The organism is Bradyrhizobium sp. ISRA442 (assembly GCF_038085055.1).
Classification (GTDB): Bacteria; Pseudomonadota; Alphaproteobacteria; order Rhizobiales; family Xanthobacteraceae; genus Bradyrhizobium.
Genome location: NZ_JALGCN010000027.1, coordinates 86,738 through 112,078 on the forward strand (window position 1 = coordinate 86,738; position 25,341 = coordinate 112,078).

Here is a 25,341-nt window from a genome sequence, read left to right on the forward strand (position 1 = left end):
CTTCGTGGCGGAGCGGCAGCGGCCGTGCCGTCGGCAGGCGTTTTACCAGCAATCCGGCGCCGTTCCTTTGCTCGCGCTGCTCGTGTCGCCTCCTCCTGCAGCGCGGAACGCTCTGATGAAGGCAGCGGAGGATCGCAATGAGCTGGTCCTATATCCCGAGATGGAAATTCACTGACAGCTGCGGCGCCTGTGCCCGGGGGATCCAGATTGGCTGCACCAATGACGGCAATATGCTGCCTGCACGCTTGATCTGATCACGAGGCTCACCGCCAACGAATTTGGCCAATCCTGCATTTCAATTTGCGTCATCCTCAACCCCAAGGAGATCGACATGGCCAAAGGTCAACAAAGAAGCAATCGGGAGGCCAAGAAACCCAAAAGGAAGAAGATCAAAGTCATTGCCGCAGCGCCAAGCCAAAAGGGTGTGGGATGGCAGCCGACCTTCGCTGAGGGCAAAAGGAAATAGAGATGGCTAGCTTCATCTGAGGCGTTGTCGGGAGATCGTATTCGTGGGCGATGAAGCGGCCGCTGATCAATGTCATGGCTTACTCCTTTACGTGATTGCTTCGATCGCGCCCTCAAACGATCGCCTGCGGTCGGCCGTCCGCATCCCGCTCGCTCCGAGCATGGCGCGTGATGAGGATGAGTGCGTCAACGAGGGCGCCCGTCAATCGTCTCAGCCCTCCGCGGCGAGCCGGGCGAAATCGTCGACCAGCGCTGCCACCAGCGCGCGGTGCCGCGTATCCTCGGCAGGCAGGCTCGCGGCATAGAGGTTGAACGGATGGCGCGCTGAGCTATCGCCGAAAGTTGGTGACGGAGGGAATCGGAAAGGCGGCATATCGTGGGAGTGCTTGACGCCTCCACTTCTCCACCGAAGGAGCGATATGCCGTGTCGAAAGATAACATCATCAAGCTGATTCAGCCAGGAAACGTCGCCGATCAACTCACAGAAGTCTTGCGCAACGGGGCACGTGCCCTTCTCGCCCAGGCGGTCGAGGCCGAGGTCGAGGACTTTCTCGGCAAGCATGCCGATTTGAAGACCGCGGACGGCCACCAGCGCGTCGTCCGCCACGGTCACCTGCCGGAGCGCGAGGTGATGACCGGTATCGGTCCGGTCGCCATCCGCCAGCCACGTAGCCATCCGCCAGCCACGTATGCGTGATCGCGAGGCGGACGCCACCGATCCCGGCCGCATCCGGTTCTCTCCGTCGATCCTGCCACCCTACATGCGCCGTTCGAAGTCGATCGAGACGCTGCTGCCGGTCCTTTACTTGAAGGGTATCTCGACTGGCGACTTCTCGGAGGCGCTGGCTGCGCTGCTCGGCAAGGATGCTGCCGGGTTGTCGGCATCCGCCATCGGTCGCCTGAAGGATGGCTGGCTCGACGAGCACACCGCGTGGCAGAAGCGCGATCTGTCGGCGAAGCGCTACGTTTACATCTGGGCCGATGGCATCCATCTGGAGGCGCGGCTCGAGGACGAAAAGGAGTGCATCCTCGTGCTGATCGGTGCGACGCCGGAAGGCCGCAAGGAACTGGTCGGCTTCACCGATGGTGCCCGCGAGAGCGCGCACGACTGGCGCGATCTGCTGCTTGATCTGAAGGGGCGCGGGCTCGGCGTGCCTCCGCGGCTCGTCATCGCCGATGGCGCGCTCGGCTTCTGGAAAGCCGCCGGCGAGGTCTGGCCGAAAACGCGCGAGCAGCGCTGCTGGGTGCACAAGACTGCAAACGTGCTCGCCAAGCTGCAAGAGCCTGCAGCCGAAAGCCAAGCGCGCTTGCAGGAAATCTGGATGGCTGAAACGAAGGTCGCCGCCGAGCTGGCGTTCGACGCCTTCATCGAGAGCTTCGCGCTGAAATACGAGAAGGCGGCCGACTGCCTGAGCAAGGATCGAGACACGCTGCTCGCGTTCTACGACTTCCCGGCCGAGCACTGGTAACACTTGCGGACGACCAACCCCGTCGAAAGCACCTTCGCCACCGTGCGCCACCGCACCATCCGATCGAAGGGGTGTCTGTCGAACGGGACCGCGCTCGCCATGGTCTTCAAACTGGTCGAGGGCGCACAGAAAAGCTGGCGCCGTCTCGATGGCCCCGACCAGTTGCCAAAACTCGTTCTTGGTGTGACATTCAACGACGGGATCGAGGTCATCGCCAAGCCGACCGACCGTCAGCCCATAACCGCCGCCGCCTGACCGGCCCAGCCGTCACCAAAATTTGGCGATAGCTCTGAAGATCCGGAGTCTCAGGCCCGGATCGCGGCGTTCGAGGAACGCCTCAACGAACTTGGGTGGACCGTAGGCCGCAATATTAGGATCGACTACCGCTGGTATGGGGGCCAAACCGAGCGCGCCCGGACCGCCGCAGCGGAGTTGCTCAAAATGTCGCCGGACGTGATGTTTGCGAATGCGAACCCGGCTACGCGAGTTTTGCAGGAGCTTACCCGCAACGTCCCCGTTGTGTTCACGACAGTCACTGACCCGGTGGGATCGGGTTTCGTCGCAAGTCTTGCGCGCCCCGGCGGAAATATTACCGGCTTTACCAATCAGCCGGTGGAAGGGGCGAAGTTCGTGGATCTGCTCAAGCAGATCGCGCCCGGCGTCAAGCGCGTGTCGGTGATGGTTGGAAACTCGTCGTCCAGCGATGCGATTTCTCTTTCGGCGGAGAAGGCGGCACCGAAGTTCTCCGTCGAAACCACCAAAGTCGTGGTGAGTGATCCCTCGATCATAGAGCCGGTTCTGACGGCTTTAGGGAACGACCCGAACGGCGGCCTGATCATTCCCGGAGACACTGTCACATCATCCAACAGGCAACTCATCGTCAAGTTAGCAGCTGCCCACCGAATACCTTCCGTCTACGGCTTCAAATTCTTCGCTACGGCGGGCGGCCTGCTCTCGTATGGCATCGACGTGACCAGCCAGTTCCTGGACGCGACAAGCTACATTAATCGCATTCTCAGAGGCGAAAAGCCTGCCGATCTTCGGGTACAGCAACCGTCGAAATTTTCACTTATCATCAACCTCAAAACCGCCAAGACGCTCGGCCTCACGGTGCCGCCAACGCTGCTCGCAGCCGCCGACGAGGTTATCGAATAGATGGGCTAATTCTTTGCGGCACACGAGTCCGTTATTAGCCCATCGGCGAAGTTGAACATTTTCTGCAAGAGGCCCCTCATTGAGCCAGAGCGGACCAGACCTGCTCAACCTGGGTTCTTCGCATTTTGACCCTGAGCCGACCATCGCTTTTCTCCGGCCCGCCAGATTTGATCCAGTGGGGTCCTGTGGACATTTCTACGGCACCTTGCGGTCCATCTCAGGTCTTAGGACGACACTTTCCTGTGCCGTCGCTTCGTTGCGTGAGCCAATGAACACGGCCGGTTGTGCGCCTCGGTTCACCGCAACGTGCAACATGTTTGCGGGGATGAAAATGTAATCCCCTGGACGCACAATGTCGCGATACTGAAGTTGGTCGCCGGTCCACAATTCCATTTCGTCGCCGCTGAGCATGTAGAGCGCAGTTTCGTGGTACTCGTGCACGTGTGCAAGCGTTCGCTTCCCGGCCGGAAGCGTTATCATCCCGAGCCAGAGCGATCGTGAGCCCACTGTTTCTGCGCTCACTCCGGGCTGGTAATCGCTGCCTTGTTCGGCGCGGTAGCCAGCGCCGTTCTTCACGACAGAGGCTTTATGCGCTGCAGCAATCGCGTTGCTCTTGCTCTGGGTGGCTTCAAGAACCGTCATCGAGCCCTCCTATGGTGATAGATCCACGCGCGTAAATTCTGCCATCAGCGCCCGAAAAGTCTTGAACGCGAAGCCGAAATATTCCGAAAGTTTGCAAAATCCGCTAGTGTCGCGGCATGTCTACAGATTTCGCCTTCGGCCCATTTGTCCTTGATAGGCGACGCGGAAGCCTTCTTCGAGAGGGCCGGCCTGTAGCCATCAGTAGCAAGGGTTTTCGTTTGCTTGAGGCTCTGATTGGCTCACCGGGTCGAGTGCTGACAAAAGACGAATTAATGCAGGCGGCCTGGGGCGACACGGCAGTCGAAGAGAGCAACCTTTCGGTTCAGATCGCCGCGTTGAGAAAGCAACTCGGGCCTACTGCAGAAGGGGGAGATTGGATTACCACGGTTCCACGCGTCGGCTATCGATTCGTTGGGCCGGCAACAGCGCCGATTCAACGGACCACTGAGACGAAGACGTCCGTGGCTGAGGATCGACCGTCCATCGCCGTTCTGCCGTTCGTGAATTTGAGTGGCGAAAAGGAGCAAGAATATCTCGCCGATGGTATCACCGAGGATATCATTACCGCACTGACGCGGTTTCGCTGGCTTTTCGTCATCGCGCGCAACTCAAGCTTTGCCTACAAGCACAAATCGCTTGACGCAAAGCAGATCGCGCAGGAACTCGGCATTGAGTATTTGATCGAGGGAAGCGTCCGCAGGTCCGCTCAGAAGATCCGGATTTCTGCACAGCTGATAGAGGCCACATCAGCAAAGCATATCTGGGCTGAGCGCTATGACCTCGAATTGACCGAGGTGTTTGCAATTCAAGACGAAATTGCAGAACGCGTAGCGGGCGCTATTGAACCGGAGCTGCTCAAAACGGAAGGCGCGCAAGCAGCGGCTCGACACACCGGTAACATCACAGCTTGGGACTCGTACGGCGTGGGACCTGGCATTTTCATCAGGTGACCAACGAGAACCATCTGAAAGCCCGAGAGCTATTTCGTCAGGCCGCTAATCTCGATCCCGATCTTCCGGAAGGGCATCTCTGGCTCGGTCGGGTCAGCGCCGGCCTGGTTGCCTATGGCTGGTCGGACGATCGTGCGGCAGATTTGCATGAGGGCAAGGAAGCGGCTTTGAACGCCGTTCAGCTGGACGGACGAAACCCTTATGCACATTACTCGCTTGCGATCGTCAGTGCGTATGCAGGCGAGTTCGAGCAGGCAACTAGCGCCGCCAGAAAAGCGGTTGAAATCAGCCCCAGCTTTGCACTAGGTCATCTAGTCTTGGGAATGGCTCTCCTGTTCAGCGGACGCGCAGCGGACGCAATTGCGCCGCTTGAATGTGGGCTGCGACTGAGCCCTTACGATCCGCAAAATTTCGTCTGGTTCAACATTCTTGCGCTGGCACGGCTCTTCTCCGGACGCGCGGAAGCGGCTCTGGAGGCCGCAGCGCGCGCTTTACAGGTACGGCCGAGTTGGCGGACCAGCCAGGAAGTGCTCGTCTGCTGTTATGCGGCGCTTGGAAAGTGGGACGACGCTCGGCGCTGCGCGCAACAGATGCCCGGCATTGCAGGGCAGCCCGGCGGCGTACTGGAACCGCTCAAGGCCCACAATCCGGCGTGGGCAGAGCAGATGGCCAGCAGTGTCCAAAGGGCGCAGGCTTAGTAGGCCGACGTGGGGCGCTGATGTCGCGTTCTGGTCCCTCGCGATTGTTTGCGCCCGAAGTGTGGGGCAGACCGAAAGTCAACTGCTGAAACTCAAACCGACGCTGTTGACCCATAGCAGCCCTTGAGCCCGTGCCAGTGCTTAGACCGCTTGAACCTGGGTACCAGGGCTACGCCATCGAGGCGGTGAAAATCCCGCTGTCGGGATCGGTGGCAGGCTTCGCCGGCGACATCGCGCGGTGCTGACGACGCAAGATATTTCGACTATTCTTAAATGCAGACCATCAAGGCCGGCAGGACAGGGCCTACGAGAGGAAATCGATGAGCACAGTAAAAAGCGCTCTGGCCCAGAAGAGTGACGCCCTGATCCATGTTCGTTCCGGCGACATGGTTGTCGAAGCTTTGCGCCAGATGCGCGGACAACCGGGTCCGGTCGGCGCTGGTCATCGACGACGACGTGCTGGTCGGTATCGTGACCCAGGGTGACTGCGCCATCAAAGTGCTGCTGCCCGGGCTTGATGCGAAGCAGACGCCGGTGGGCCAAGTGATGACGGGCAACCCGGTGACGGTCAAGCCGGACGATCGGCTGGAGGACTGCATGGCAATGATGGCTCAGCGTAGCTTTCGCCATCTGCCAGTGCTGGACGCGGGTAATGATGGCTCAGCGTAGCTTTCGCCATCTGCCAGTGCTGGACGCGGGTAAGGTCGTGGGCGTGATCTCGATCGGAGACGTCGTCAAGAACATCATCCGGGATTTGGAGCACAACGTGGACGACCTGATGGGCTACATCATGAAGGACGGCCCCGGGGGCTGACGGACGAACCGCGCGGTGCCGTCGCCCTCGCGTATGTCTGCTTGTGACCCTCAAGCCGGACCATCCAATGGTCGGGGCGCGAGTTCAGCGATGCTCGCCGCCGTCGGCATAATGGTCTAGACTGTCGTCCCGGCTGGAGGGCGACCATGGAATGCCCGAGCTGCGGAAGCGCCAATCGTGATGATAACCGATTCTGTGGGCACTGCGGGGTCCCGCTCGGTCAGCGATGTCGCGCTTGCGGTCGCGAGAATCCGGCTGGCAACGGATTCTGCAGGGATTGTGGTGCCTCTCTGACTGACGGCGCCTTTTCACGGTCTTCCACGGGGGCGGTGACGTGCAGCCTGATGTCTGCGGGTGCAGAGCGCCGGCAGCTGACGGTCATGTTCTGCGACCTCGTCGGCTCAACCGCGCTTGCATCACGACTCGATCCCGAAGACCTGCGCGAGGTGATCGGAGAGTACCACAAAGACGTTGCGAGGGTAGTTGGCCGCTTCGATGGCTTCGTCGCCAAGTACATGGGCGATGGGGTGTTGGCCTACTTCGGCTACCCACGAGCGCATGAGGACGATACCGAGCGGGCTATCCGTGCCGGGTTGAAGATTGCGGCAATCCCGCGGCCGGTATCGGCTGCGCCGGGCGGGACTCTAAGGGTGCGCGTCGGCATCGCCACAGGCCTTGTGGTTGTAGGCGATCTTGTTGGCGCCGGCGAATCTTACGAGCGCGGTGTCGTGGGCGAGACACCGAATCTCGCGGCGCGGCTGCAAGCCTTGGCGGAGCCAGGCGATGTGGTAATCGACGCAAGGACGCACAGGTTGACGGGCGGAATCTTCGACTATGAGGGACTCGGCGAGCGCGAACTAAAGGGCTTCGCCGCGCCGGTGGCCGCGTGGCGCGTGCGGGGCGAAGGCGTGGTCGATAGCCGGTTCGAGGCTCTGCATTCCGCCGCCACTCTGACCTCGTTTGTCGGCCGTGAGGACGAGATCCAGTTGGTACTCCGGCGCTGGAAACAGGCCAAGGAAGGAAAAGGGCAGGTCGTCTTACTCACGGGCGAACCGGGTATTGGAAAGTCACGCTTGAGCGTTGCGTTCCAAGAACGGCTGGCCGATGAGCTTTACGTCCGATTGCGCTACTTCTGCTCACCACATCACCGGGACAGTGCTCTGTACCCGACCATCGTGCAGCTAGAACGAGCCGCCGGGTTTGAGCGCGACGACACGCCCGAGATCAAGTTCCACAAGCTGGAGACGCTGCCGGCACCGACATCATTGCCAATCGCGGATATGACTCTACTGGCCGAATTGCTGCAGATTCCTGCCGGCGATCTGTACACGCCAAGTGAACTCAATCCGCAGCGAAAGAAGGAGGAGACATTCGAGGCGCTGCTTCGCCAGCTCGCAGCCTTAACCCGGCACCAGCCTCTCTTGATGATCTACGAGGACGTGCACTGGATCGACGATCGTGTGGCGGGTCTACCAATGCTGCTACTGATCACCTTCCGACCTGAGTTTCAGCAGCCATGGGCGGGACGGTCGCACGTCACGTTCCTCGCTCTTCGCCGTCTGGCCCAGCACCAGGGCGCAATGCTCGTGCGGCGGGTTGCGGGCGACAAGACTTTGCCCGCAGATGCCGTGAAAGAGATCGTCGATCGCACCGATGGCGTGCCGCTCTTTGTCGAGGAGCTAACCAAAGCCGTATTGGAGGACTATGGGGATAGCCACGGCGCCGGGGGCAGATCCATTTCAGCGCTGGCTCAGCCCTCGACTCTGCAGGCGTCCCTCATGGCGCGGCTCGATCGGCTTGGTGCAGGTGCCAAGCAAGTGGCGCAGACCGGCGCCGCCATAGGCCGTGAGTTTTCCTATGAGTTGCTCAGTGCCATCGCCGGCGGAGCCGAGCGGGAGCTGCAGCACGAATTGGCTCGGCTCGTCACCTCTGAACTGGTGTTCCAACGCGGGACGCCGCCGGAGTCCGTTTACACATTCAAGCATGCTCTGGTGCAGGACGCCGCCTACAGCACGCTTCTGCGCAGCGATCGGCAACAGCTGCATGCGCGCATTGCCGAAGCAGTGGAGCGATGCTTTCCCGAGCGGGTTGCGCGCGAGCCGGAAGTTCTGGCTTTCCATTTCATGGAAGCACGCCGGATCGAGCACGCCATCGGCTATTGGCTGAAAGCCGGCGAGCGCGCCGCCCAACGTTCGGCCAATCTAGAAGCCATCCGGCATCTGAGCCGCGGGTTGGAGGCACTGCTAACGCTTCCGGACAGCCCCGAGCGGGACCGGCGGGAACTCGCGTATCAGATCGCACTCGGCACGCCTCTGATCGCCGTGCACGGCTATTCCGCGCCGCAAACGGGTTCCGCCTACAGCCGGGCACGTGTCCTCTGCGAGCGTCTCGGTGAGGCGGAGCCTCTGGTCGCAACCCTCAGCGGCGAGTTTGTCTATTACTTCGTGCGCGGCGACTATCCCATGATGCAGCGACTGAGCGACGAGGCACGACAGGTATCGGAGCGCCTGCCGAATCCGGTAGTTCGCTTTGCGAGCCACCGCTTGGCCGGGATCACGGCCATGCATTCCGGGGCGTTTTCCAAGGCGCGGTCCGAGTTCGAGACGATCCTGCGCCTGTATGACGCGCGTCAGCATCGATCGCAACCAGTGCATTATGTTCACGACCCGAAAGTCTCGGCCCTCACCTATCTTGCCCTGGTCCTCTGGATTCTCGGGTTTCCCGAACAAGCGCGTCATGCGAGTGCCGCGGCGTTCCGCTGCGCCGCGGAGTTGGATCAAGCAAACCTCACTGCGCACGTCCACAATTTCGCTGGCGCCGGCTTGGACGAGCTGCTCGGTGATGTCCCGGGCGTGCGAGCGCATGCCGATGTGATCGCTGAACTCGCCGATCGGCACAGCCTGGGCTATTGGCGCGTGAACGGTCTGATCCTTCGCGGCTGGGTCATGGTCCGGCAGGGTGCCGCAGAGGCAGGCATTGCGCTCATGTGCCAGAACGCCGCGGAACGCACCGCACTCGGCGTTAGTTGGTATCAAGCCCGGTATCTCTGCATGCTCGCGGCAGCCTATGCGCAGGCAGGTCAGGCCGAACGAGGGCTGCGCGTCGTTGCCGAGGCGAAGGACCTCGTCGCGAGAAATCAGGAACACATGTGGGAGGGGGAACTCACCCGCATCGAGGGAGAACTTTTGCGAGTCCAGGGCGCTTCGGCCCCTGAGATCGAAGCGTGCTTTGCGCAGGCTATAGCAACAACCCGCACGCAGGGCGCCAAGTCGCTGGAGCTTCGCGCAGCTCTAAGCTTCGCGCACCTGTGGTGCGATCAAGGGCGGCGCAGTGACGCCCGCGCGTTGCTCACTCCAACGTTCGGCTGGTTCACTGAGGGCTTCGAAACCGCCGACCTAAGAGCCGCAAAGGCATTGCTCGACGAACTGACGTAAATCGGCCAGCATGTCGCCTTGTGGCCTGTCGCGTCAAAGGCAATGCCTTAAGACTCAGGTCGGTTTTTGGGGAGCTGCGGGCGCGGCGCCCCGAGCGAAAGCGTGTTGGATAACCCACTGCGGTCACGCAGCAACTAGCTAATGATGCAGCCAACGGGCCAATTCGTGCCGGCCGCCAGCACCTGGCTTACTCAGTGATGGACCTGGTGATGATGTGACGATGACCCTGTGATCCTGCACGACACATCCCTCCAGTCGCCCTGGTCGCCTCGACGGTGTCGACGCATGTCTATCGCGGCGCGATGTTCTGTGCGCCGTGAAATAGGTTTCCCGAATCGAATTTGGCCTTGATCTCGGCGAGCCTCGCGTAGAGCCGATCACCATAGGCGGCGCGCACGCGGGCGTCGCCCTCGTCTTCGGTCATGAAATTGATGTAAGCGGTGCCGCTCGAAAACGGATGGATTGCCGCCCAGTATTCGCGCGCCCACTCGATATGACGGCTATCCTCCTGCGGATCCTCCCAGGCCGCCTGCACGTTCAACACATATTGGGCCGTCCGGAAGCCGACGGCGTTGAGCCCGCGATCGAGTTGGGCGGGAGCGCCGCCCATGTGCATGAAGAGAGCAGCGGAATGCTGTGAGGTAATACGTTCGGCGTGCTCGACCATCGCATCGATCAGGCGCTCGCTCATGTCGGCAAAGAAATCCGACTTCCAGTAATAGCGGCGGCCGAACGGCTGGCCGGAATCGAGCATGGTCTGATGCGCGATGAACGGCTTCATCGTGATCGTGTCGGCGGCCGGCTTGCCGAAGGTCTTGAGCGCACGCATCGCATCCTGTCCGGCGGACTGATCGCCGGTCCAGCATACGGCAATCGCCGCTATTGGAGTGCCGTGCAGTTCCTCGGGCAGGAATGGCGCGGGCGGGGCAATGCGCAGGATGAGCAAACAGCACAACTCGTCCGGCGCCGTGGCAGTGATCCGACGAAACTCATGCGCAACGTCGCGCGCTTGCGCCATCGGGTACACAACCATCCCGCATAGCGCCTGCGGTCCGTGTGGATGTGCCCGAAACTCGAAGGACGTGACCGCGCCAAAATTGCCGCCGCCGCCCCGCAGCGCCCAGAAAAGATCGGCGTTCTCGGTCTCGCTGGCATGGCGGCGCTCGCCGTCTGCGGTGACAATATCGACGGAAATGAGATTGTCCGCGGCATATGCGTACTTGCGGGAGGTCCAACCGAATCCGCCGCCCATCGTGAACCCGGCAACACCAGTCTTCGACACAATGCCGCCCGGAACCACCAAGCCGAAGGGCTGCGACTCGTGGTCGACATCCCCCCAGGTGGCGCCGCCCTCTGCGCGCACGATGCGTTTGCCGAGGTCGACGCGCACACCGCGCCGCACGCTCATGTCGATCATCAGCCCGCGGTTGCAGAGCGCGGTGCCAGCAATATTGTGCCCACCGCCTCGAATAGACAGCGGCAGTCCGTTCTCGCGGGCGAAGTTCACACAGGTGACAACGTCCGACGCGCCGCTTACCCGGGCGATGAGCGCCGGCTCTCTGGCGATCATGCCGTTCCAGATCGAGCGCGCTTCGCGGTATCCAGCGTCGGGGGGTTGCAGGAGGGCGCCGCGAAGCGCTGTACGAAGGTCCGCGACTGCCGCTTGACTCAGTCTGTACTCGGGCTGCTGGGCGAGAACATCGGCCATGACGACTCTCCAATTTCCACGCCATTGCGGAGGACACCGATATTTTGAGTTCTAATTTCTTATGCTCCTCGTCTCCTACCGGTCCAAAATCTATACTCATTGGATCGACTAAGGGAGCTTAAACTGGACCCCCAAAACTGCCGGGCCGCTCGGATCAAGTACGGTCGGCGGCAGCCGTATCGGGCGCCTAGCGTCCCTGATCTCGGCAAATCCGCTCCGCACAAGCCAGCTTTCGAACCGTTCCCACAGATCCTAAGAACCGTCGAGTTCGATGGCGCCGGAGCCGACGATGGTCTCCACCTGAACATCGCGCGTCATTGCTGCGATGCATGAGTCCGGAGGTGGCCCATCGCGGACGTTCGCCGCGTTTCGTCCTCCGACTGCTTCCGGCCCCAAAAGCGGACATAACGCCGGTTGTATTTCGTTGGAAAATGCCCCCTGCAAAGCGGTCCTTTCCTCGCGTAACGTGATCGCGAAAGGACAGGATCAGCAATGGGCATTTTTAAATCGACTCCCAAAAGACCATCCAGCGCGACATTGACGCCGCAACGGCCAACCGTGACCGGCTCACTACGAAGCTCGCCGAATGCGAACAAGCCATGGCTCGCCACGCGACAGGCCAAGGAAAGCGCCCTGAGCAGCGACGATGCCGGCCTTGATGCTGCGGAGGCTTCACTGCGCGCCGCCCAGGATCGTGCCGCGACCCTCAAGACTGCATTGACGGAGATGAACCAGCAGCTCGCCGATCTTGAACGCGCCAAGGAGGACGCCGCTGACAAGAAGCTGCGCGCAGAAACGGCTGCCGAAATCGATCGTCTGGTTGGCAAGCTGACGGACGTCGGGGCGGAGTTCAACAATTCGGCTGCGCGACTTTCCGAGCATGCCGCTCGCGCCGTCCCGCTCGTCTACGACGCTCTCGGGCTCGACAAGTTCGTCGCGACTTGTCTCGTAGGAGTGCTAGCGGCATTGGAGTTGGTAACCAAGCTGCTTTGCGCCCACGCGGATGCTGTGATCGCCGGCACGGCGCCCGGGACCCTGCCGCGCGGCGATGATCAGCACGTTCCGCCGCCGGCCCAGGCGCCCGCTGAACCGCATTTCAAGTACCCCCCGTGAAGCCTGAGCCGAGCTTCAAGGGCTTCGTTCGGTCCTAGAAAGGAGGATGACTTGAAGTTCTGTCCGCCTGGCGCCGAGCCTTTCCGCACGTTGCACAGAATCGAGGCTGGTTCGGCAGCCCCGAAGACGTGCCTGAAAGCGTCGCTCGACTGATCGTCAACGAAATGCCTTCCGGTATTCCACGCACTATCGCCGAGGCTACGCGGGCGCGAATGATCGCGCGTCAGTTGGAGTACGAGTTGTCCAGGAGGGTCATTGCCACGCGACGCAAGCGGTTTGGGCTCGAAACGCGGAATTCGAGCACAGTGATCACATCGATGTCGGTCCGACGACACGCTATGCAAGATCAGGTGCGGTAATTAGCGACATCTAGATCGTCAGGCACGGCGGATGTAACCGGCCCGAGGATCTTGAAGGGCCCCGAACGTGCAAATCGTCGGGGCCCTTATTCTTACGTAGTCATTTGCATTCGGACGTCAGCTCTTGAACGCAAAGCCGAAAGCGTATGCTCGACCGCCCCCTCCGGTTGTGACATTGCATAGTTTTTCCGGATATCTCTATCTCTCGTCGATGTTGGAGCTCGGGGGATAGCTGAACGTGCGGGAATACAAACGGCGATTTCCGCGCAGGCTTTTATTTCGGCCGTAGCAACAGCTAGGGTGTCGTTGCGCCGTGCCCGGCCAGAGGAACCCTCGGTGCTCTTGTCCGTTTCACCTCTCTGTCAAGCCCGAGGAGGACTTCCACATGATGAGGATCGCTCTTGCCCTAGCGGCAGCCTCAGCGGTGCTGGTTACTGCCCCAACCATCGCTCCGGCCACGGCCCAAGGCGTCAAGATTGCTCAAGGCGTCGATGTTCAGGTGGGACGTGACCGCGATAGGGACTATGATTGGAATCGTCGCGGGCGGCACGAGTCCGATACAACGGTTGGCGTGGGCCCTGGTGGTGTCACTGTAGGTCCACGGCAGCGCTGTCGCACGGTAACCACTACGGTTGAACGGGATGGCCGCATGATCCAGCAAAGAGAGCGGCGCTGCGACTGACCAAGCAAATGGCCGCTGATCGTACTATCAGCAGTCTCCACTGACGGACCCGCAATTGGCGCCCTGAGCGCTCCGCGGCACTTCGGGGGCCGGCCGCATAACGTTGGGCGCGAGCGGAGTGGCTGGATGAAATGCGAGAGCTCCAGTTGGTAATCCAAATTGTGGCATATGCGCTGCTATCATCGTCCGCGTTTGCCCAGGCCTGTTGCCCCGCCGGCTGTGCGCCAGAAAGTAATCGGTGCGTGACCACGGGTCCGCTGTGGACCAGATGCGTTCCCGTCGCCTGCGTTGAGAGTCCTCGAATACCGTCCGCCGGGTCCTCTCGCCCTAGCGGCAAGTTCCGAGAAAGCGCGGTGCTCGCCCACCCGCTGCGCACGCGTACTTACGTGCCCCCACGTCAGATCCCCCAGCATTGCTCATCGACAAATCCAACCCAAGCACAGCTCGATGAGGCGACCAATCAATGTGTGAAAGAGTTGACCCGGAGTGCGCAGTTGCGGGATTGCTTATTCGAGGACGATGCCAACAGGGCTGAAGACAAGAGAACTGGCCTGAGCTGCCCCGAGCGCCAAGTTGCGCTGGCTAAGCAGTGTCTAAGACGCTGCGCCAACTACGCATCAGATACAACGCATTTGGTGTGCTCCGGCAGCTATCCGAACACCGTCTGGCGTATCTCGTTTGGAGATATCTCGGACGTCACTGGCAATTCCGCGCGTGTAGACCTCTGTGGGCCTCCACTAAGAAGTATTTTCGCGAAAAGGCCGCCGCCGGGGTGAGAGTGATGTGGGAAGGCGCAGGGGCAACAATCTAGGTTCAGAGCGAACAGAAGCTTGGGTAAAGGTCAAAACCGTATACACCGGGAAAAGTCCCAGTGGTTGGGTTCATCAAGGACCCGACCGGTGTTGCCGCGCTCTATCTCGGCAAGCAGTAAGGCAAAGAGTTGGTCTAGATTGGCAAGGTTGGGACCGGTTGGTCCCGCACAGTATCCAGCCAAACCCGCAAGCAGCTCGATACCGTCGTTAGCCCGATATCCAAGTTGACGAAGCCGATCAGGAAGCCGAAGGCCACTTGGGTTGAGCCGAAGTTCTATGCCGACATCGAGTATCGGGATAATCACGGCAGAGGGTTTGCTAAGGGCTGGCTCGTTCAAAGGGCTTAGCAAAGGAACGCGTCGCTTCTAAGCGAGTTTTCTTGCTTGGTGACTGGAGTGCCGGCATGAAACCGGATCGCGTAAGGCAAGCCGTCAAAGAGGCTCAGGCTATTCTCGCAAGCTACGTCGAGCCCGGCCCGTGCGACTGCAACAAAACAATCAATGACCTGTTGGACGTTCTCGATGACGAACGGCTCATACAGGCCATGGAGGAGGAAGATGAGCGACAACCTCACGAAAAAGGACCAGCGAGACCGTAGCAAGATCAACATGCATGAGGACTTCGAGGTCAAGAACTGGACGAAGGAGCTGGGTGTTTCGAAGGAGGAGCTGCAGAGAGCCGTCGATAAGGTCGGCAATTCGGCCGCTGCGGTTCGGAAAGAGCTGTCGGCATAACCGGAGGCGCGCGGTATGCTTGCGGTCTTTGGAGCAAAGCCCGCGCGTTCTTTATATCGAGGGCTGACGTGAGGGACGCCGAGCGCGCGTCACTGCTCCTCCTGCTGGATCTCGCGACGGCACTTGCGCTGTCAGCCCTGATCGTCGAAGTTCTAAAGCTTGTCGCTAAGCTTGGCTGGGTTTGTGAGAACCACCCCAATCGCGCTTGGAGCGCAGAGTTCGGCTGTCAATGCGGAGCGGGCGAACCGTGCGCGTGCAACAGGACCGCCCCCTTCGACGAGCCCGACGTCGAGCGGATCATTGAAGAAGTTGAGGGCGAGCCGAAGATGACGCGCCACTGATGAGGGCCGGAGACCCACACCAACACTCTGAGTTCAAGCAGCGCCTCGGAAGGGCAGCGTTAGCTGAGCGTCAAACCGTCTCGTGGCATTGGCAGCGATGAAAGCTTGCAGCGAAGGCGAGACGTCAACATCCGCATCAGCGGCGCGTTGGGCAATCGCGTCGGCGAGTTCTGACGTTGCGTCACGCGACCACCCTTCGATCGCATTGAAGGCGATGATCCGCACCGGAAAGGCGTATTGGCCGGACAGAAGATGGCGGAGGATGGTTTCAAAGTCGGCGTCTTGTTCGTCGGTCTCGCGCCAAGCGCAGCCGGCACGGGCGCCAAAATCTTCCAGCACAAGATAGATATCACGATCGAGCGGTACGACCGAAGGTGACTGACGCATACGCAACTCCAGGATGACCGCGACGAAAACTCCGATCATGACCCAGTGTTCCGCCTTCTGAAAAGCGGAACTCTTGTCGATAGTTGCAAGTTACGACGATAGGAGATGCAGTGTCCCAATTGGACGCCGACAGGTTCAAGAGGCAAGCCTGAGGAATGCCTTCACCTAGCCGCCCAGTGCGCGAGCGAAACGGATAAGGAAGCTTGGCTGCGTCTCGCGGCCGAGTGGGACAGGCTCGCAGAACACGCGGACCGCAAGCGCGGTATCTTTGATCGATACGAATGAGATTGGCGGCGTTCGTTTCCGGCACATTGAAGCTTGCCGCTGAAGGCGAAACGGACCAAGTTTATAAGTATGCAGACCGGCGCGGGGTGCGGACCGAGTTGCGGAGCACCCCGCGGGAGGCTAGTTCAAACGGATCTCATAGCGAAGTTTCAGCCGGCCAGCCGTAGTCTTTGCGGCATACTGCACGCGCGCGAGATCGCAGTCCTCCTGCGCAATTACATGCAGTTTCCAGTTTATGCCGGGGCGGTCACCGGCCTCAAATTCGATCTCGACGGAGAGGACGTTTTCGGTGCCGGGAAAACTGCGTACCTCCTGCAGCGCAATACGCTCGAGATCGTCCTTCGAAACCAGAGATCTTGACACCGTCCCCTCCTGGGCAAAGCACGGATTTGGTGCCGTGCTTCTTCCCAATCGGGTCAACGATCCCGTCGTTCCTAATCACTGCTTGTGTAAGTCGATCCTGAAGCCGGCGCGCATGCAGTTGAAGGCAGTGAGGTAACTCGAAGTAGAATACTAGGATCGGAAACCGGGAAAAATGGCAAATTCCTGCTGCCATGAATTCGAAAGAGGGGCGCAGTACTGGGCTCGGGTCGCCAGCCCCCGACCAAGTCCTTCTTTACCGTCGAAACGTGGATGATCCCGCGCTGATCGTCCACTGATCGCGTAGTTCTGAATGACGCGACGGCGGCGGTCCTCTAAGTCCTGTTCGGTGCGGATTTTCTCGGCGCGCCGCGCAAGCTCTTCATAATTTTGAGCCGCCTTGTGCAGTGCTTCTCTGGCGTGCTCGACTTGGCTGCGGTCAGCCTTGCTGCGGAACTGCTCCGCTCGTTTCCACCAGTACTTGAACGGGTGTAGACGCTCGATGGCCCATGGCGGCCCCTCTACGCTACTACCTCCGGCTCTTCACAAAGGTAAGGAACATTTGCGCGTTTGCCAAGTTTTCCCGATGCCCTTCCCCCCAGGGCATTGGTCCCAGCTCATCCCCCCATTGCCCCTACGGAGCTGGGGCCTTTCTTTGCTCATCATTTTGCCAACAGGCGCACGAAGGTCCCGCTCACGTGCAGGTCAAGCCACCCACGTTCGACGGCGCACTTGATCTCGGCGCCGAACTCCTCGCCGCTGGCCTTCAGCATGCAGAGGAAGGGCGCATTGATCTTTTCGATGTGGATGCGGCGTCCTGCACGGGCTCGATGCCGGCGGCGATCTCGACCAGCTTGCGCGCGGCGGCTTCTGCGTCCGGGAAGGGACGTTCCTGAGTGTACTTCTTCATATCGTGGTTGACTTGTCTTCCTTGTCCGGCCCGCGCGCCAAGATCTTGAGCACATCATCCGCTAGTGGTCGCTGCAGCGCCTTCGCCTCATTCCACGACGCTCGCATCCAGACATCGCGTTCCTCATCCGTCATCAGGATGACGGGCATCGCCTTCGGATGGATCGGCGCGACCACTGAGTTCGGCGTTGTCGTCAGGAAGCCATAGACATTGTGCGGTCCCGGGATCGGTTTGGACTTTGTACCTCGGTCGCCCTTGAACTCGGTCCAGATGCCTGCGAACGCAAACAGCGGGCGATTCTCATTGAGCGCAAACCAGACCACGTCCTTTTTCTTGGTCTCCGGGTTCGGCTCTGGGGCGTACTCTGCAAAGCTGTTTGCAGGACCAAGCAGCGGTCCTCGGGCTTGAGCCAGCCGCGCCAGTGCGGCGATGACGTATTGCGGATGTTGGTGACCGGCGGGCCACCCGTGCGCGGCGGGGATCGCGGCTTGGTTGGTGGTGATGCTGTAGAGGTTGCACAACGCCGACCTAGATCAACGCGCAAGCTACGGACGTAATACCCTTGTCCCTGAACGGCCAACCTGATCTCGTCGCTGACTTTGGAAATGCTTTTTCTGCTCTTGCGCCACTTATGCCTAGAGCTGAGCGCTGGTATCGCAGAGCCTTTGCTTAGGACGAGCAAGTCGCATTTATCATTGCGATAGACATCAAACACTTTTTCGCCCCGCTGATCGTATCGAAGTAAATACGAAATATGTTTCAGTTGTCTCGATCGATCAGCTTACTATCTCGAATGGCTGCGCGGGTCCGTGGTACCTGGACGTTGCGGAAAACAGGCGCCCCGCCAGTCTGAAAGCTGACATATGTGTCAAAAACTAACTCATAATTTAAATTTAAGCTCCTCATAATTTAAAGTACGTTTGAGTTCACGCTCGCCGTTCGGCCATGTAGCGACGCAGCGCGGACCACAGCTTCGTATGCGACGATCTCCCACATACGGGAGGAGCGAACGTTAAGCCACAGCGTGGGGTTTGAAATCGTGACTGCGCGCTGTTGTCAATCTGAGAGCATAGTTCAGACCGGGAGGAAAACGGATGGGCGGCAATCACGATCTCAACCGTCGAGCGTACCCACCCTCTCAGGCGGTTTAGAGAACGATCTTTTAGGAGCGCCGTTCAATTCCGGTTCCCAGGGGCTCGTCCCCATCTCGAACCAACATCGTTGGAGCCGAGCCCAACACTCCCGCTACCCTCGCGCGGTCCTATAGCGCGGAAGCGGCGTGGCCAGTTGGACTTTGCTGGCTGACGATCTTCCTAAGCTGTTTCGCTCTCAGCTAGCGCGGGCGGTCTCTCGGCCGGGTCAACACGCTTTGGCCGGCTTGATCGGGCAGGAGCAGGAGCAATGGCCAGCATGCTCGAGGTGAGGGATCGCCATATCACGACGAAGCGGCCACCGGTTCTGCTGGCGGCAGGCCCCGTCTTGCTTCGGCCACTGGGAATGGCGGGCATTCCGGCGATCGTCGCCTCAAGCGAAGGCGATGATCCGACATTCGCCTCACGCTATTGCGGCGGCCGCTGCATTCTTCCGCCGCGCAGCGAACCAACTGCGCTGCTCGATGCGCTGCTTGACGCCGGCGAGCGACTATCGGGCCGTCTCGGCCGCCGTGTTCCTCTGATGTATGGCGAGGATTACTTCCTCGAGCTCATCTGCATGCATCGCGAGCGCTTGCAGGAGAAGTTTCTGCTGCTTCTGTGCGATCCGGACGTCGCGATCGGGCTGCTGACGAAGGATCGGTTTGACGAACTCGCGCGCGCCAGAGGAGTTCTCGTGCCCCGCAGCCTTGACTGGGATATGCTTTCCCAGATCGTCGGTCCGGTGCTCGCGAAGCCGCGCTCGAAGTCCGATTGGCACCATTCGCCACTGCAGGTTCGGCTGTTCGGCGACCACAGCAAGGCCCTCATTTTCGAGAACGGCGGAGCGGCGATGGCCCATCCTTCCATTGCGCCCCTTCGGGGGCAGCTCGTGTTCCAGGAATACATCCGGGGAGATGATCGCCAGCTATGGTCATTCCATGGCATCTCCGACGAGCAGGGCAAGGTTCTTGCTTCCTTCGTCGGCAGGAAGTTGCGGACCTCGCCGCCGCTCACGGGCGAGAGCTCGTTTATCGAGATGGTCGAGGACGAAGAACTCGCGGCGTTCGGACGGCGACTGGCCGAGCAGATACCTCTGAAAGGCCCCTTCAAAATAGACTTCAAGACCGATGCGCTATCCGGTCGGCACTTCGCTCTGGAGGTGAATGCGCGATTTAATCTCTGGCATTGTCTCGGCGCGGCGAACGGCCTCAACCTCATGGAGGTCGCCTATAATTACGTCGTGGCCGGAAGGCGGCCGCCACGCCTTTCCTACCGCACCGACACGCGCTGGCTCTACCTGCCGCTCGATTGGCACGCCTATCGCGCGCTTTCGCGGCAAGGGCAGTTGACCCTCGCGGACTGGGTTTCCTCGATCCTCTTCTCGCGAACCGTCTACAACGTGTTCGCGTGGAGCGATCCCGCGCCGTTTGCATTGGTGTTCGTGCGGGCGTTCGTGCGGAAGGTTCGCAAGTTGTTCAGACTGATGATGGCATGGTGGCGCCAATGGCTCTCTACGGCATCCTAGGCGACATCCACGGCAATCGCGAGGCCCTGATCGCGGCTCTTACGGCGCTCGACCTTTACGGTCCCGAACGGCTCCTTTGTATCGGCGACATCATTGGCTATAACGCAGACTCCGACGAATGCACTGCCATCTTGCGCGAGCGCGGGGTAGTCTCGATCGCGGGCAATCACGATCTCATCGGCATCGGCATTCTTGGTTTTGAGCGCTGCTCGAATAAGGCAATGTATGCTCTCAAGCGCACGCGCCGCTCGCTCCGGCCCGGCACCGTCGAGTACCTCCGTTCGCTGCCGCGAAGCCTTCCTGTCGAGGATCGTGCAGTTTTGGTTCATGGCGGCGTGCGCGACGTGCAGCAGTATATGACCGGCATCCACCATATCGCGGAGAACGTTGCTCACCTTCGCGCGGATCTTCCGGGTCGCAAGATTTGCTTCTACGGTCATGTGCACCAGCAAAGAATCTTCGAGATCGGGGAGGGTGGAGACATCCGCGAGCTTCCCGCGAACGGGGTCGTGAAATTGAATCCCGATCGCGAATATTTCATCAACCCGGGATCGCTGGACGCGTCGCGCAAGCCTCAACCGAAATTGGCGGAGTTTGCACTATTCGATAGCGTCCTGCTGACCATCGAGTTCCTGCGCGTGTCGTATGATGACGCTCTGACGGAAGCGAAAGCCGCCATGGCCGGATACCGTATCGGATTTTGGCGTGATCGGTACTACAGCTGGCGCCGCAAGCTCCTCGGCCGTTCGTGAGTGAACGGGGATAAGGGCTGCCGGACCGACCCACCGATCACACCTAAGCCGACTGCTCTGCAACAATTACCGGTCCATCGAAGCCGACTGCAGATCAAGTCATGGCTTCGTTCAAACGCGCGGCGACCCCCGTAGCGTCACCTCCGCGCGCCTGAGTTCCGACTTGATCCGGCGCTCCAGACCGTCGTGGCCCAGGGCTATCCACTTCAGGTCATGCTCCGGATTTGCCAGACGAGCGCCCGGCGAAACATGCCAAAGATCGCAGCCGTGCTCTCCGGGCAAGATGCGAGAGCCCCGAAACTATGCAACCGAGATCAGAAACTGGGGCAAATCCTGTCGGGGGGAACGTAAGTAGCGCTCCCCCGCTACTACAGGCCACGATATTGTCAAACGCCATCCGGAACTGCCCCCTTTGCGTCATGAAGAACTGCCCCCACTATCTGGGTTATGATCTCGGTTGAAGGTTGTTTCCGACGGTGACGGGCCGGAGGGAGGCGGAGCCGACCGGAGGGCCGTCACCGGCGGGCGGCGGCTGGATGAGGCCGCTCTTGCGCTTGGCGCGGAGCCGGTAACTGTCGCCGCGGATCGTCAGCACGTGGCTGTGGTGCAAGAGCCGGTCGAGGATCGCGGTGGCGACCACGGGATCGGCGAACACGGCGCCCCATTCGGCAACACTGCGGTTCGAGGTGATCAGCATGGCGCCAGTTTCGTAGCGCCGGCTGACCAGTTGGAAGAACAGATGTGCCGCGTCAGGTTCCAGCGGCAGGTAGCCGAGCTCGTCGACGATCAGTAGCTTTGGCTTCGAGAGCGCGAGAAGTTTCTCGTCCAGACGCCGTTCGCCATGCGCCTTGGCAAGGCCCGCGACCAGCGTCGTCGCGGTGGTGAACTGCACCGTGTACCCGGCCAGGATCGCCTCTCGCCCGAGCGCGATCGACAGATGCGTCTTACCGACGCCCGGCGGTCCGAGCAGCAGCACGTTCGCCGTTGGCGATCCAACGTGACGCGGCCAGGTCGCGGATCTGCTTTGGATCGATCGACGGCTGCGCCTCGAAGTCGAAGCCCGCCAGCTCCTTCACGGCCGGGAAGTGTGCGAGCTTCAGCGCCACTCGATGCGGCGATGATCCTTGCGCGCGATCTCGCGCTCGCACAGCAGGATCAGCGTCTCACGCGCCGACAGGTTCGCGCGCGCCGCCTCGTCGAGCAGGCTGTCGAGCTGATCGCGGATGCCGGAGAGCTGCAATCGCGCCAGCATGGCATCGAGCGGATCGGCCGTTGCTTCCATTATCTTCTTTGCCCGCGCCATCAGAAGCTTCCTCCGACCACGGCTTCGCATTCGGCAAGAGGGCGTAACAATGAGGGCGGTGGAGACGGCGCCAGCACCGCCGCGATCTCCGCTCGGCGGACCGCGCCATTGCAACCAGCAACACCATCGAGATGAGCGGAGTCGACGATCCGCAGCCGGCGCCCCTCCGATTGCTTGTGGACCGCAACCTGGTGCAATCCATGGCGGATCCGCACTTCGCCGGCCGCGATCGTCACCGCCACGCGCTCGCCGATCAGGCGCCACGGCACCGAGTAGCTGTTCGTGTCGATCTCGACGGCGCAATCATTGCCGACGACACGGGTCAGTTCACGCAAGGATCCGAACGACGGCTGCCCGCCGAGCGGCTTCAACCGATGTATCTCGTCACGCGCGAAGCGGATGATCGGCGCCTCTCCGGTCGTGCCGTGGATACGAACGTTCGCAACCTCACGCTCCCACCTGTCGAGATGCGCCTCGAATGCTTCCCAGCTTGGGAAGGAATGACCGGCGATCGCGTTCTTCTTCACGTAGCCGACGCCGTTCTCGGTCTTGCCCTTCGTGCGCGCCCGATATGGCGCGCAAGCGCGAGGACGGAAGCCCCAATGTTTTGCGAAGGCTATCAGCTTGTCGTTAAACTGAACCGACTGGCTCACCGCGTCGTGGCGCACGACAAGCGCCCGAGGATTGTCCATCAGCACTTCCTCCGGCACACCGCTGAAGGTCGTGAATGTGCTCTCGAGCCCGGCGAACCAATGCTCCTGCCTCTCGGCCCGGAACGCACGCACATGGAGCCGTCGCGAGTGGCCGAGCGTTGCCACGAACACGAATGCCTTGACTTTCGCCCCTCCGATCTCGACCAGGCGCTCCCCAAAGTCGATCTGCAGCTGCCGGCCCGGCGGCGTCTCAAACCGCGTCGTCGCCAGCGCCTCCGCCTTCAGCGCCTGGCGATAGGGCTGCGCGGCGCGTTGCAGCGTTCGCCGGCTGACGGTCACGCCTTTCTCGGCCAACAGGCCCTGGCGCACCACATCGGCATTGCCGCGATGCCGAATGAGCCTCTCGCGCAGCCAACCCTCAAGGCCGTCGAGACGCTTCGGCCGCTCAGGCGACTTCACCCCGCCCGCCGCCACGTAGTCCTTCACCGTGTGATGGCTGCAGCCCAGCTGCCGCGCAATCCGCTTCAGACCCCACCCGCACGCCCTCAGGCGCAACATCTCCGCCACGTCATCCGGCGTCTTCATCACCTGCCCCCGTGGATCACTCCACGGCGAGCCTTCCGTGATTCGTTCCTGCTTCATTCACTCTCTCCTCAGCTATCCGAGGAGGGGCAATTCCTCGTGACGCCGAGGGGGCAGTTTTCCATGGCGCGCGACACTCCGCGCTGCAGTCAAAGGAACATCGGCCCCCGCGGCGCATTCACTGGCGATGATCAAACTTTACTTCGGGCTCGCCGGGCTCGCTGGCGTGTTGTTCCTTTTCGAGATTTGGCTGGCTCAGCACGAGCGTCAGGCGGCCGTCGGCCGCCTCGAGCGATTCGAGATCCAGCGTACCCAACGCTAGGAAAAACTCCGAAAGCGCGGATGCGTGTAATGCCAACAAAAGAAGACCCCAGCTCGACAGGGGGAGATACGAGCTGGGGCCAATCGGGGTTGCCCTTGGCTAAGGGCATCGGGAAAACCTGGCAACGGCGCGAACGTTCCTATCCAAAATGAAGGACCGCTGCCCAGCCCGCAGCGGCCCGTTCAAAGATTGCCTCCAAAGTGGCGGAGTGGCCGCTCTTGTTAGGATAGCAGCCAACCGCCCAGGACAATCATTGCTTTGGTCAGAGCATAGAGCCAAGCCGCCGTCATTAGGGCTGCAGCGGCCAAGAACGCGATTTGAACCATCGGCCTCTCCTAATTCAAATAGCTATTCCTCCGGTCGGCCATCGGTTCCGGCGAGCACATATGTGAATCAACGGTGCCCTCAATTTTCGAGAAGAGCACCGCCGCGTCCCACGGCGCGCAATCCCTGACCGTCAGCGGACTGCCCTAATCTGCCTCCAGCGATCTAACAAAAAGGACCCCAGCTCTCTGAGGTCATCAGGGATGATGAGCTGGGGCCAAGACCCTTGGTGTACCGGGAAAACTCGGTAATCGCCCGAACGATCCTCTAGAAGCTGCCGGTTATCGCCCGAGTTGCTCCAGCCGGCATGGTACCGCAGGCCCCGCCGGCCCCAGACCGAGCTCGTACGCCATACGCATGAGCCGAAGATAGGAAATTGGGGCACATTTTACGAATCGATGTCGCCCGCGCTGACGTTGACGAACTGTGTTCCTCCTTCGTTCGAAAGCGAACAGAACGAATCGCAGTGTTTTCCTAGTCTCGCGGTGCTTGGCGCCCCCATTACCGCCAAGCAAACCTCCAACGGCCCCGGCATTTAGGGTTATGCTGGGGCCGTTTCTATTCGTGTGCGCCAGCTTTGGTCAGCCGCACGAATGTGCCGCTCTCGTGCATCTCGAGCCAGTGCCGGCGCTGAACTCCTCACCACTTGCCTTGACCGTGTAGAAAAAAGAAGCATTGATTTTCTTGATGTGGATGCGACCGTCTTGAGCCGGGCTCGATACCGCAGCCAACTCGATCAACCTGCGGGCTGCCGCTTCCGGTCAGCGAACGGATGTTCGGTCGTGAGTTTCAGGTAACCCATAGCTGGCACTGTCGGCGTATTCCAATCGAAGTCCGGCCGGATTCGGCGCCTCCTCTACCGCAAGCCTGACAAGAACCGCGACTCAAGATCCGATAGCCGCAGCACGTCGTCTGACTATCGATCAGCCCTCAGCGCAACGCCATGGCGGCACCGATAGTCGGCGCAATAGACGAGGATGCCACGCACGTCCATGCGCATCTCGTCGAAGGTGATCTTGACGGGGCGGCCGTTGGCGTGGGTGGGCGTATGACGTCGTACAGGGCGAGGCATACCTCTATCAAAGCGGCAACATGATCACCTCGCAAATTGTCGATCTGTGGTAGCTCCGAGCCGCGCTGAACCACTGCGTCTGCGGGTGTGCAAAAGTCATCACGAACATCTATTTGATCTTCTACACGGTGAGCGCCCGTGGGATGCATTGGTCTGCTCATGGGCCCGTGGCAGACATCCCACCGGAACTAGGAGCAAACAATGAAAAAGCTTTTCACGTGTATGGCGGCTGTGGGCTGCCTGGTGGCGTTCCTCTCCGTCGCGCAAGCCCGCTCTGCATTCGACGGTTCCTGGAGCCTCATTTTCGTGACGCAAAGAGGCGCTTGCGATGCGACCTATAATTTCACCGTCGACATT

Annotated in this window: 21 protein-coding genes and 5 pseudogenes; 15 read left to right on the forward strand and 11 right to left on the reverse strand. The window is 60.7% G+C overall.

Annotated elements, in window-relative coordinates:
* Window positions 1-331 precede the first annotated feature (331 nt).
* The gene (locus MTR72_RS35090) at window positions 332-466 is read left to right on the forward strand and encodes a hypothetical protein (RefSeq protein ID WP_280966436.1); all 135 of its coding nucleotides are present in this window, start codon (window positions 332-334) and stop codon (window positions 464-466) included.
* Window positions 467-676: 210 nt separating this feature from the next.
* Here MTR72_RS35090 and MTR72_RS35095 read toward each other — a convergent pair whose 3' ends face one another.
* A complete protein-coding gene (locus MTR72_RS35095) occupies window positions 677-838 on the reverse strand; it encodes a hypothetical protein (protein ID WP_341512000.1) in 162 nt (53 codons plus the stop codon).
* Between the two features lie 51 nt (window positions 839-889).
* Here MTR72_RS35095 and MTR72_RS35100 point away from each other — a divergent pair.
* Window positions 890-2,189: pseudogene (locus tag MTR72_RS35100) on the forward strand (IS256 family transposase).
* A 60-nt stretch (window positions 2,190-2,249) separates the two neighbouring features.
* Complete coding sequence (locus tag MTR72_RS35105; RefSeq protein WP_280971109.1) at window positions 2,250-3,089, forward strand: ABC transporter substrate-binding protein; 840 nt, start codon at window positions 2,250-2,252, stop codon at window positions 3,087-3,089.
* 195 nt (window positions 3,090-3,284) lie between these two features.
* Here MTR72_RS35105 and MTR72_RS35110 read toward each other — a convergent pair whose 3' ends face one another.
* Complete coding sequence (locus tag MTR72_RS35110; RefSeq protein WP_280966435.1) at window positions 3,285-3,731, reverse strand: cupin domain-containing protein; 447 nt, start codon at window positions 3,729-3,731, stop codon at window positions 3,285-3,287.
* 218 nt (window positions 3,732-3,949) lie between these two features.
* Here MTR72_RS35110 and MTR72_RS35115 point away from each other — a divergent pair, with 218 nt between their 5' ends.
* The 6 genes and pseudogenes from MTR72_RS35115 to MTR72_RS35135 all read left to right on the forward strand — a co-directional run bounded on the left by MTR72_RS35115 (window position 3,950) and on the right by MTR72_RS35135 (window position 9,627).
* On the forward strand, window positions 3,950-4,681 hold the full coding sequence (locus MTR72_RS35115) for a winged helix-turn-helix domain-containing protein (RefSeq protein ID WP_280966434.1): 732 nt from the start codon (window positions 3,950-3,952) through the stop codon (window positions 4,679-4,681).
* Window positions 4,678-5,379 (forward strand): tetratricopeptide repeat protein, encoded by a 702-nt coding sequence (locus MTR72_RS35120; protein ID WP_280966433.1) that lies wholly within the window; start codon window positions 4,678-4,680, stop codon window positions 5,377-5,379. Before MTR72_RS35115 ends, MTR72_RS35120 begins: the two co-directional genes overlap by 4 nt.
* A 369-nt stretch (window positions 5,380-5,748) precedes the next feature.
* Window positions 5,749-6,048 carry a CBS domain-containing protein gene (locus MTR72_RS40610; protein WP_280966432.1) on the forward strand — a complete coding sequence of 100 codons (300 nt, stop codon included), beginning with the start codon at window positions 5,749-5,751 and terminating at the stop codon, window positions 6,046-6,048.
* Window positions 6,032-6,193, forward strand: coding sequence for a CBS domain-containing protein (locus MTR72_RS35130; RefSeq protein ID WP_280966431.1), 162 nt, complete (start codon window positions 6,032-6,034; stop codon window positions 6,191-6,193). Before MTR72_RS40610 ends, MTR72_RS35130 begins: the two co-directional genes overlap by 17 nt.
* A 146-nt stretch (window positions 6,194-6,339) precedes the next feature.
* A pseudogene (locus tag MTR72_RS40615) lies at window positions 6,340-6,465 on the forward strand (double zinc ribbon domain-containing protein); the annotation flags it as partial.
* Between the two features lie 72 nt (window positions 6,466-6,537).
* Window positions 6,538-9,627: an ATP-binding protein gene (locus MTR72_RS35135; RefSeq protein WP_341511992.1), complete on the forward strand. Its 3,090-nt coding sequence runs from the start codon at window positions 6,538-6,540 to the stop codon at window positions 9,625-9,627.
* A 289-nt stretch (window positions 9,628-9,916) separates the two neighbouring features.
* Here the strand turns inward: MTR72_RS35135 and MTR72_RS35140 are convergent, their stop codons facing one another.
* Window positions 9,917-11,335 (reverse strand): FAD-binding oxidoreductase, encoded by a 1,419-nt coding sequence (locus MTR72_RS35140; protein WP_280966429.1) that lies wholly within the window; start codon window positions 11,333-11,335, stop codon window positions 9,917-9,919.
* A 726-nt stretch (window positions 11,336-12,061) separates the two neighbouring features.
* On the opposite strand from MTR72_RS35140, the gene MTR72_RS35145 reads away from it, so the two are divergent.
* The 4 genes from MTR72_RS35145 (at window position 12,062) to MTR72_RS35160 (ending at window position 15,376) form a co-directional block, all read left to right on the forward strand.
* Window positions 12,062-12,448 (forward strand): hypothetical protein, encoded by a 387-nt coding sequence (locus tag MTR72_RS35145; protein ID WP_341511993.1) that lies wholly within the window; start codon window positions 12,062-12,064, stop codon window positions 12,446-12,448.
* 1,990 nt (window positions 12,449-14,438) lie between these two features.
* Entirely contained in the window at window positions 14,439-14,648 is a 210-nt protein-coding gene (locus MTR72_RS35150) for an ATP dependent DNA ligase (RefSeq protein WP_341511999.1), read from the forward strand.
* Between the two features lie 210 nt (window positions 14,649-14,858).
* The gene (locus MTR72_RS35155) at window positions 14,859-15,035 is read left to right on the forward strand and encodes a DUF3606 domain-containing protein (protein ID WP_280966427.1); all 177 of its coding nucleotides are present in this window, start codon (window positions 14,859-14,861) and stop codon (window positions 15,033-15,035) included.
* 68 nt (window positions 15,036-15,103) lie between these two features.
* A complete protein-coding gene (locus tag MTR72_RS35160) occupies window positions 15,104-15,376 on the forward strand; it encodes a hypothetical protein (RefSeq protein WP_280966426.1) in 273 nt (90 codons plus the stop codon).
* Window positions 15,377-15,409: 33 nt separating this feature from the next.
* Here MTR72_RS35160 and MTR72_RS35165 read toward each other — a convergent pair whose 3' ends face one another.
* The 4 genes and pseudogenes from MTR72_RS35165 to MTR72_RS40620 all read right to left on the reverse strand — a co-directional run.
* Window positions 15,410-15,763, reverse strand: a complete 354-nt coding sequence (locus tag MTR72_RS35165) for a hypothetical protein (RefSeq protein ID WP_280971108.1) — start codon at window positions 15,761-15,763, stop codon at window positions 15,410-15,412.
* A 405-nt stretch (window positions 15,764-16,168) separates the two neighbouring features.
* Window positions 16,169-16,411, reverse strand: coding sequence for a hypothetical protein (locus MTR72_RS35170; protein ID WP_280966425.1), 243 nt, complete (start codon window positions 16,409-16,411; stop codon window positions 16,169-16,171).
* A gap of 903 nt (window positions 16,412-17,314) precedes the next feature.
* Window positions 17,315-17,796, reverse strand: a pseudogene (locus MTR72_RS35175) (SOS response-associated peptidase family protein); the annotation flags it as partial.
* Window positions 17,797-17,853: 57 nt separating this feature from the next.
* Window positions 17,854-18,033 (reverse strand): annotated as a pseudogene (locus MTR72_RS40620) (hypothetical protein); the annotation flags it as partial.
* Between the two features lie 959 nt (window positions 18,034-18,992).
* On the opposite strand from MTR72_RS40620, the gene MTR72_RS35180 reads away from it, so the two are divergent.
* Together MTR72_RS35180 and MTR72_RS35185 are read left to right on the forward strand one after the other, a co-directional pair.
* A complete protein-coding gene (locus MTR72_RS35180; protein WP_280966424.1) occupies window positions 18,993-19,976 on the forward strand; it encodes a hypothetical protein in 984 nt (327 codons plus the stop codon).
* Window positions 19,955-20,728: a metallophosphoesterase family protein gene (locus MTR72_RS35185; RefSeq protein WP_280966423.1), complete on the forward strand. Its 774-nt coding sequence runs from the start codon at window positions 19,955-19,957 to the stop codon at window positions 20,726-20,728. The genes MTR72_RS35180 and MTR72_RS35185 overlap by 22 nt, the downstream gene beginning before the upstream one ends.
* A 445-nt stretch (window positions 20,729-21,173) precedes the next feature.
* Here the strand turns inward: MTR72_RS35185 and istB are convergent.
* The 4 genes and pseudogenes from istB to MTR72_RS35205 form a co-directional block, all read right to left on the reverse strand.
* Window positions 21,174-22,010 (reverse strand): annotated as a pseudogene (gene istB, locus MTR72_RS35190) (IS21-like element helper ATPase IstB).
* A 20-nt stretch (window positions 22,011-22,030) separates the two neighbouring features.
* Window positions 22,031-23,326, reverse strand: coding sequence for an IS21 family transposase (gene istA / locus MTR72_RS35195; protein ID WP_280966422.1), 1,296 nt, complete (start codon window positions 23,324-23,326; stop codon window positions 22,031-22,033).
* 118 nt (window positions 23,327-23,444) lie between these two features.
* Complete coding sequence (locus tag MTR72_RS35200) at window positions 23,445-23,582, reverse strand: hypothetical protein (RefSeq protein WP_280966421.1); 138 nt, start codon at window positions 23,580-23,582, stop codon at window positions 23,445-23,447.
* 1,246 nt (window positions 23,583-24,828) lie between these two features.
* Complete coding sequence (locus MTR72_RS35205; protein WP_341511994.1) at window positions 24,829-24,984, reverse strand: hypothetical protein; 156 nt, start codon at window positions 24,982-24,984, stop codon at window positions 24,829-24,831.
* Window positions 24,985-25,341 lie beyond the last annotated feature (357 nt).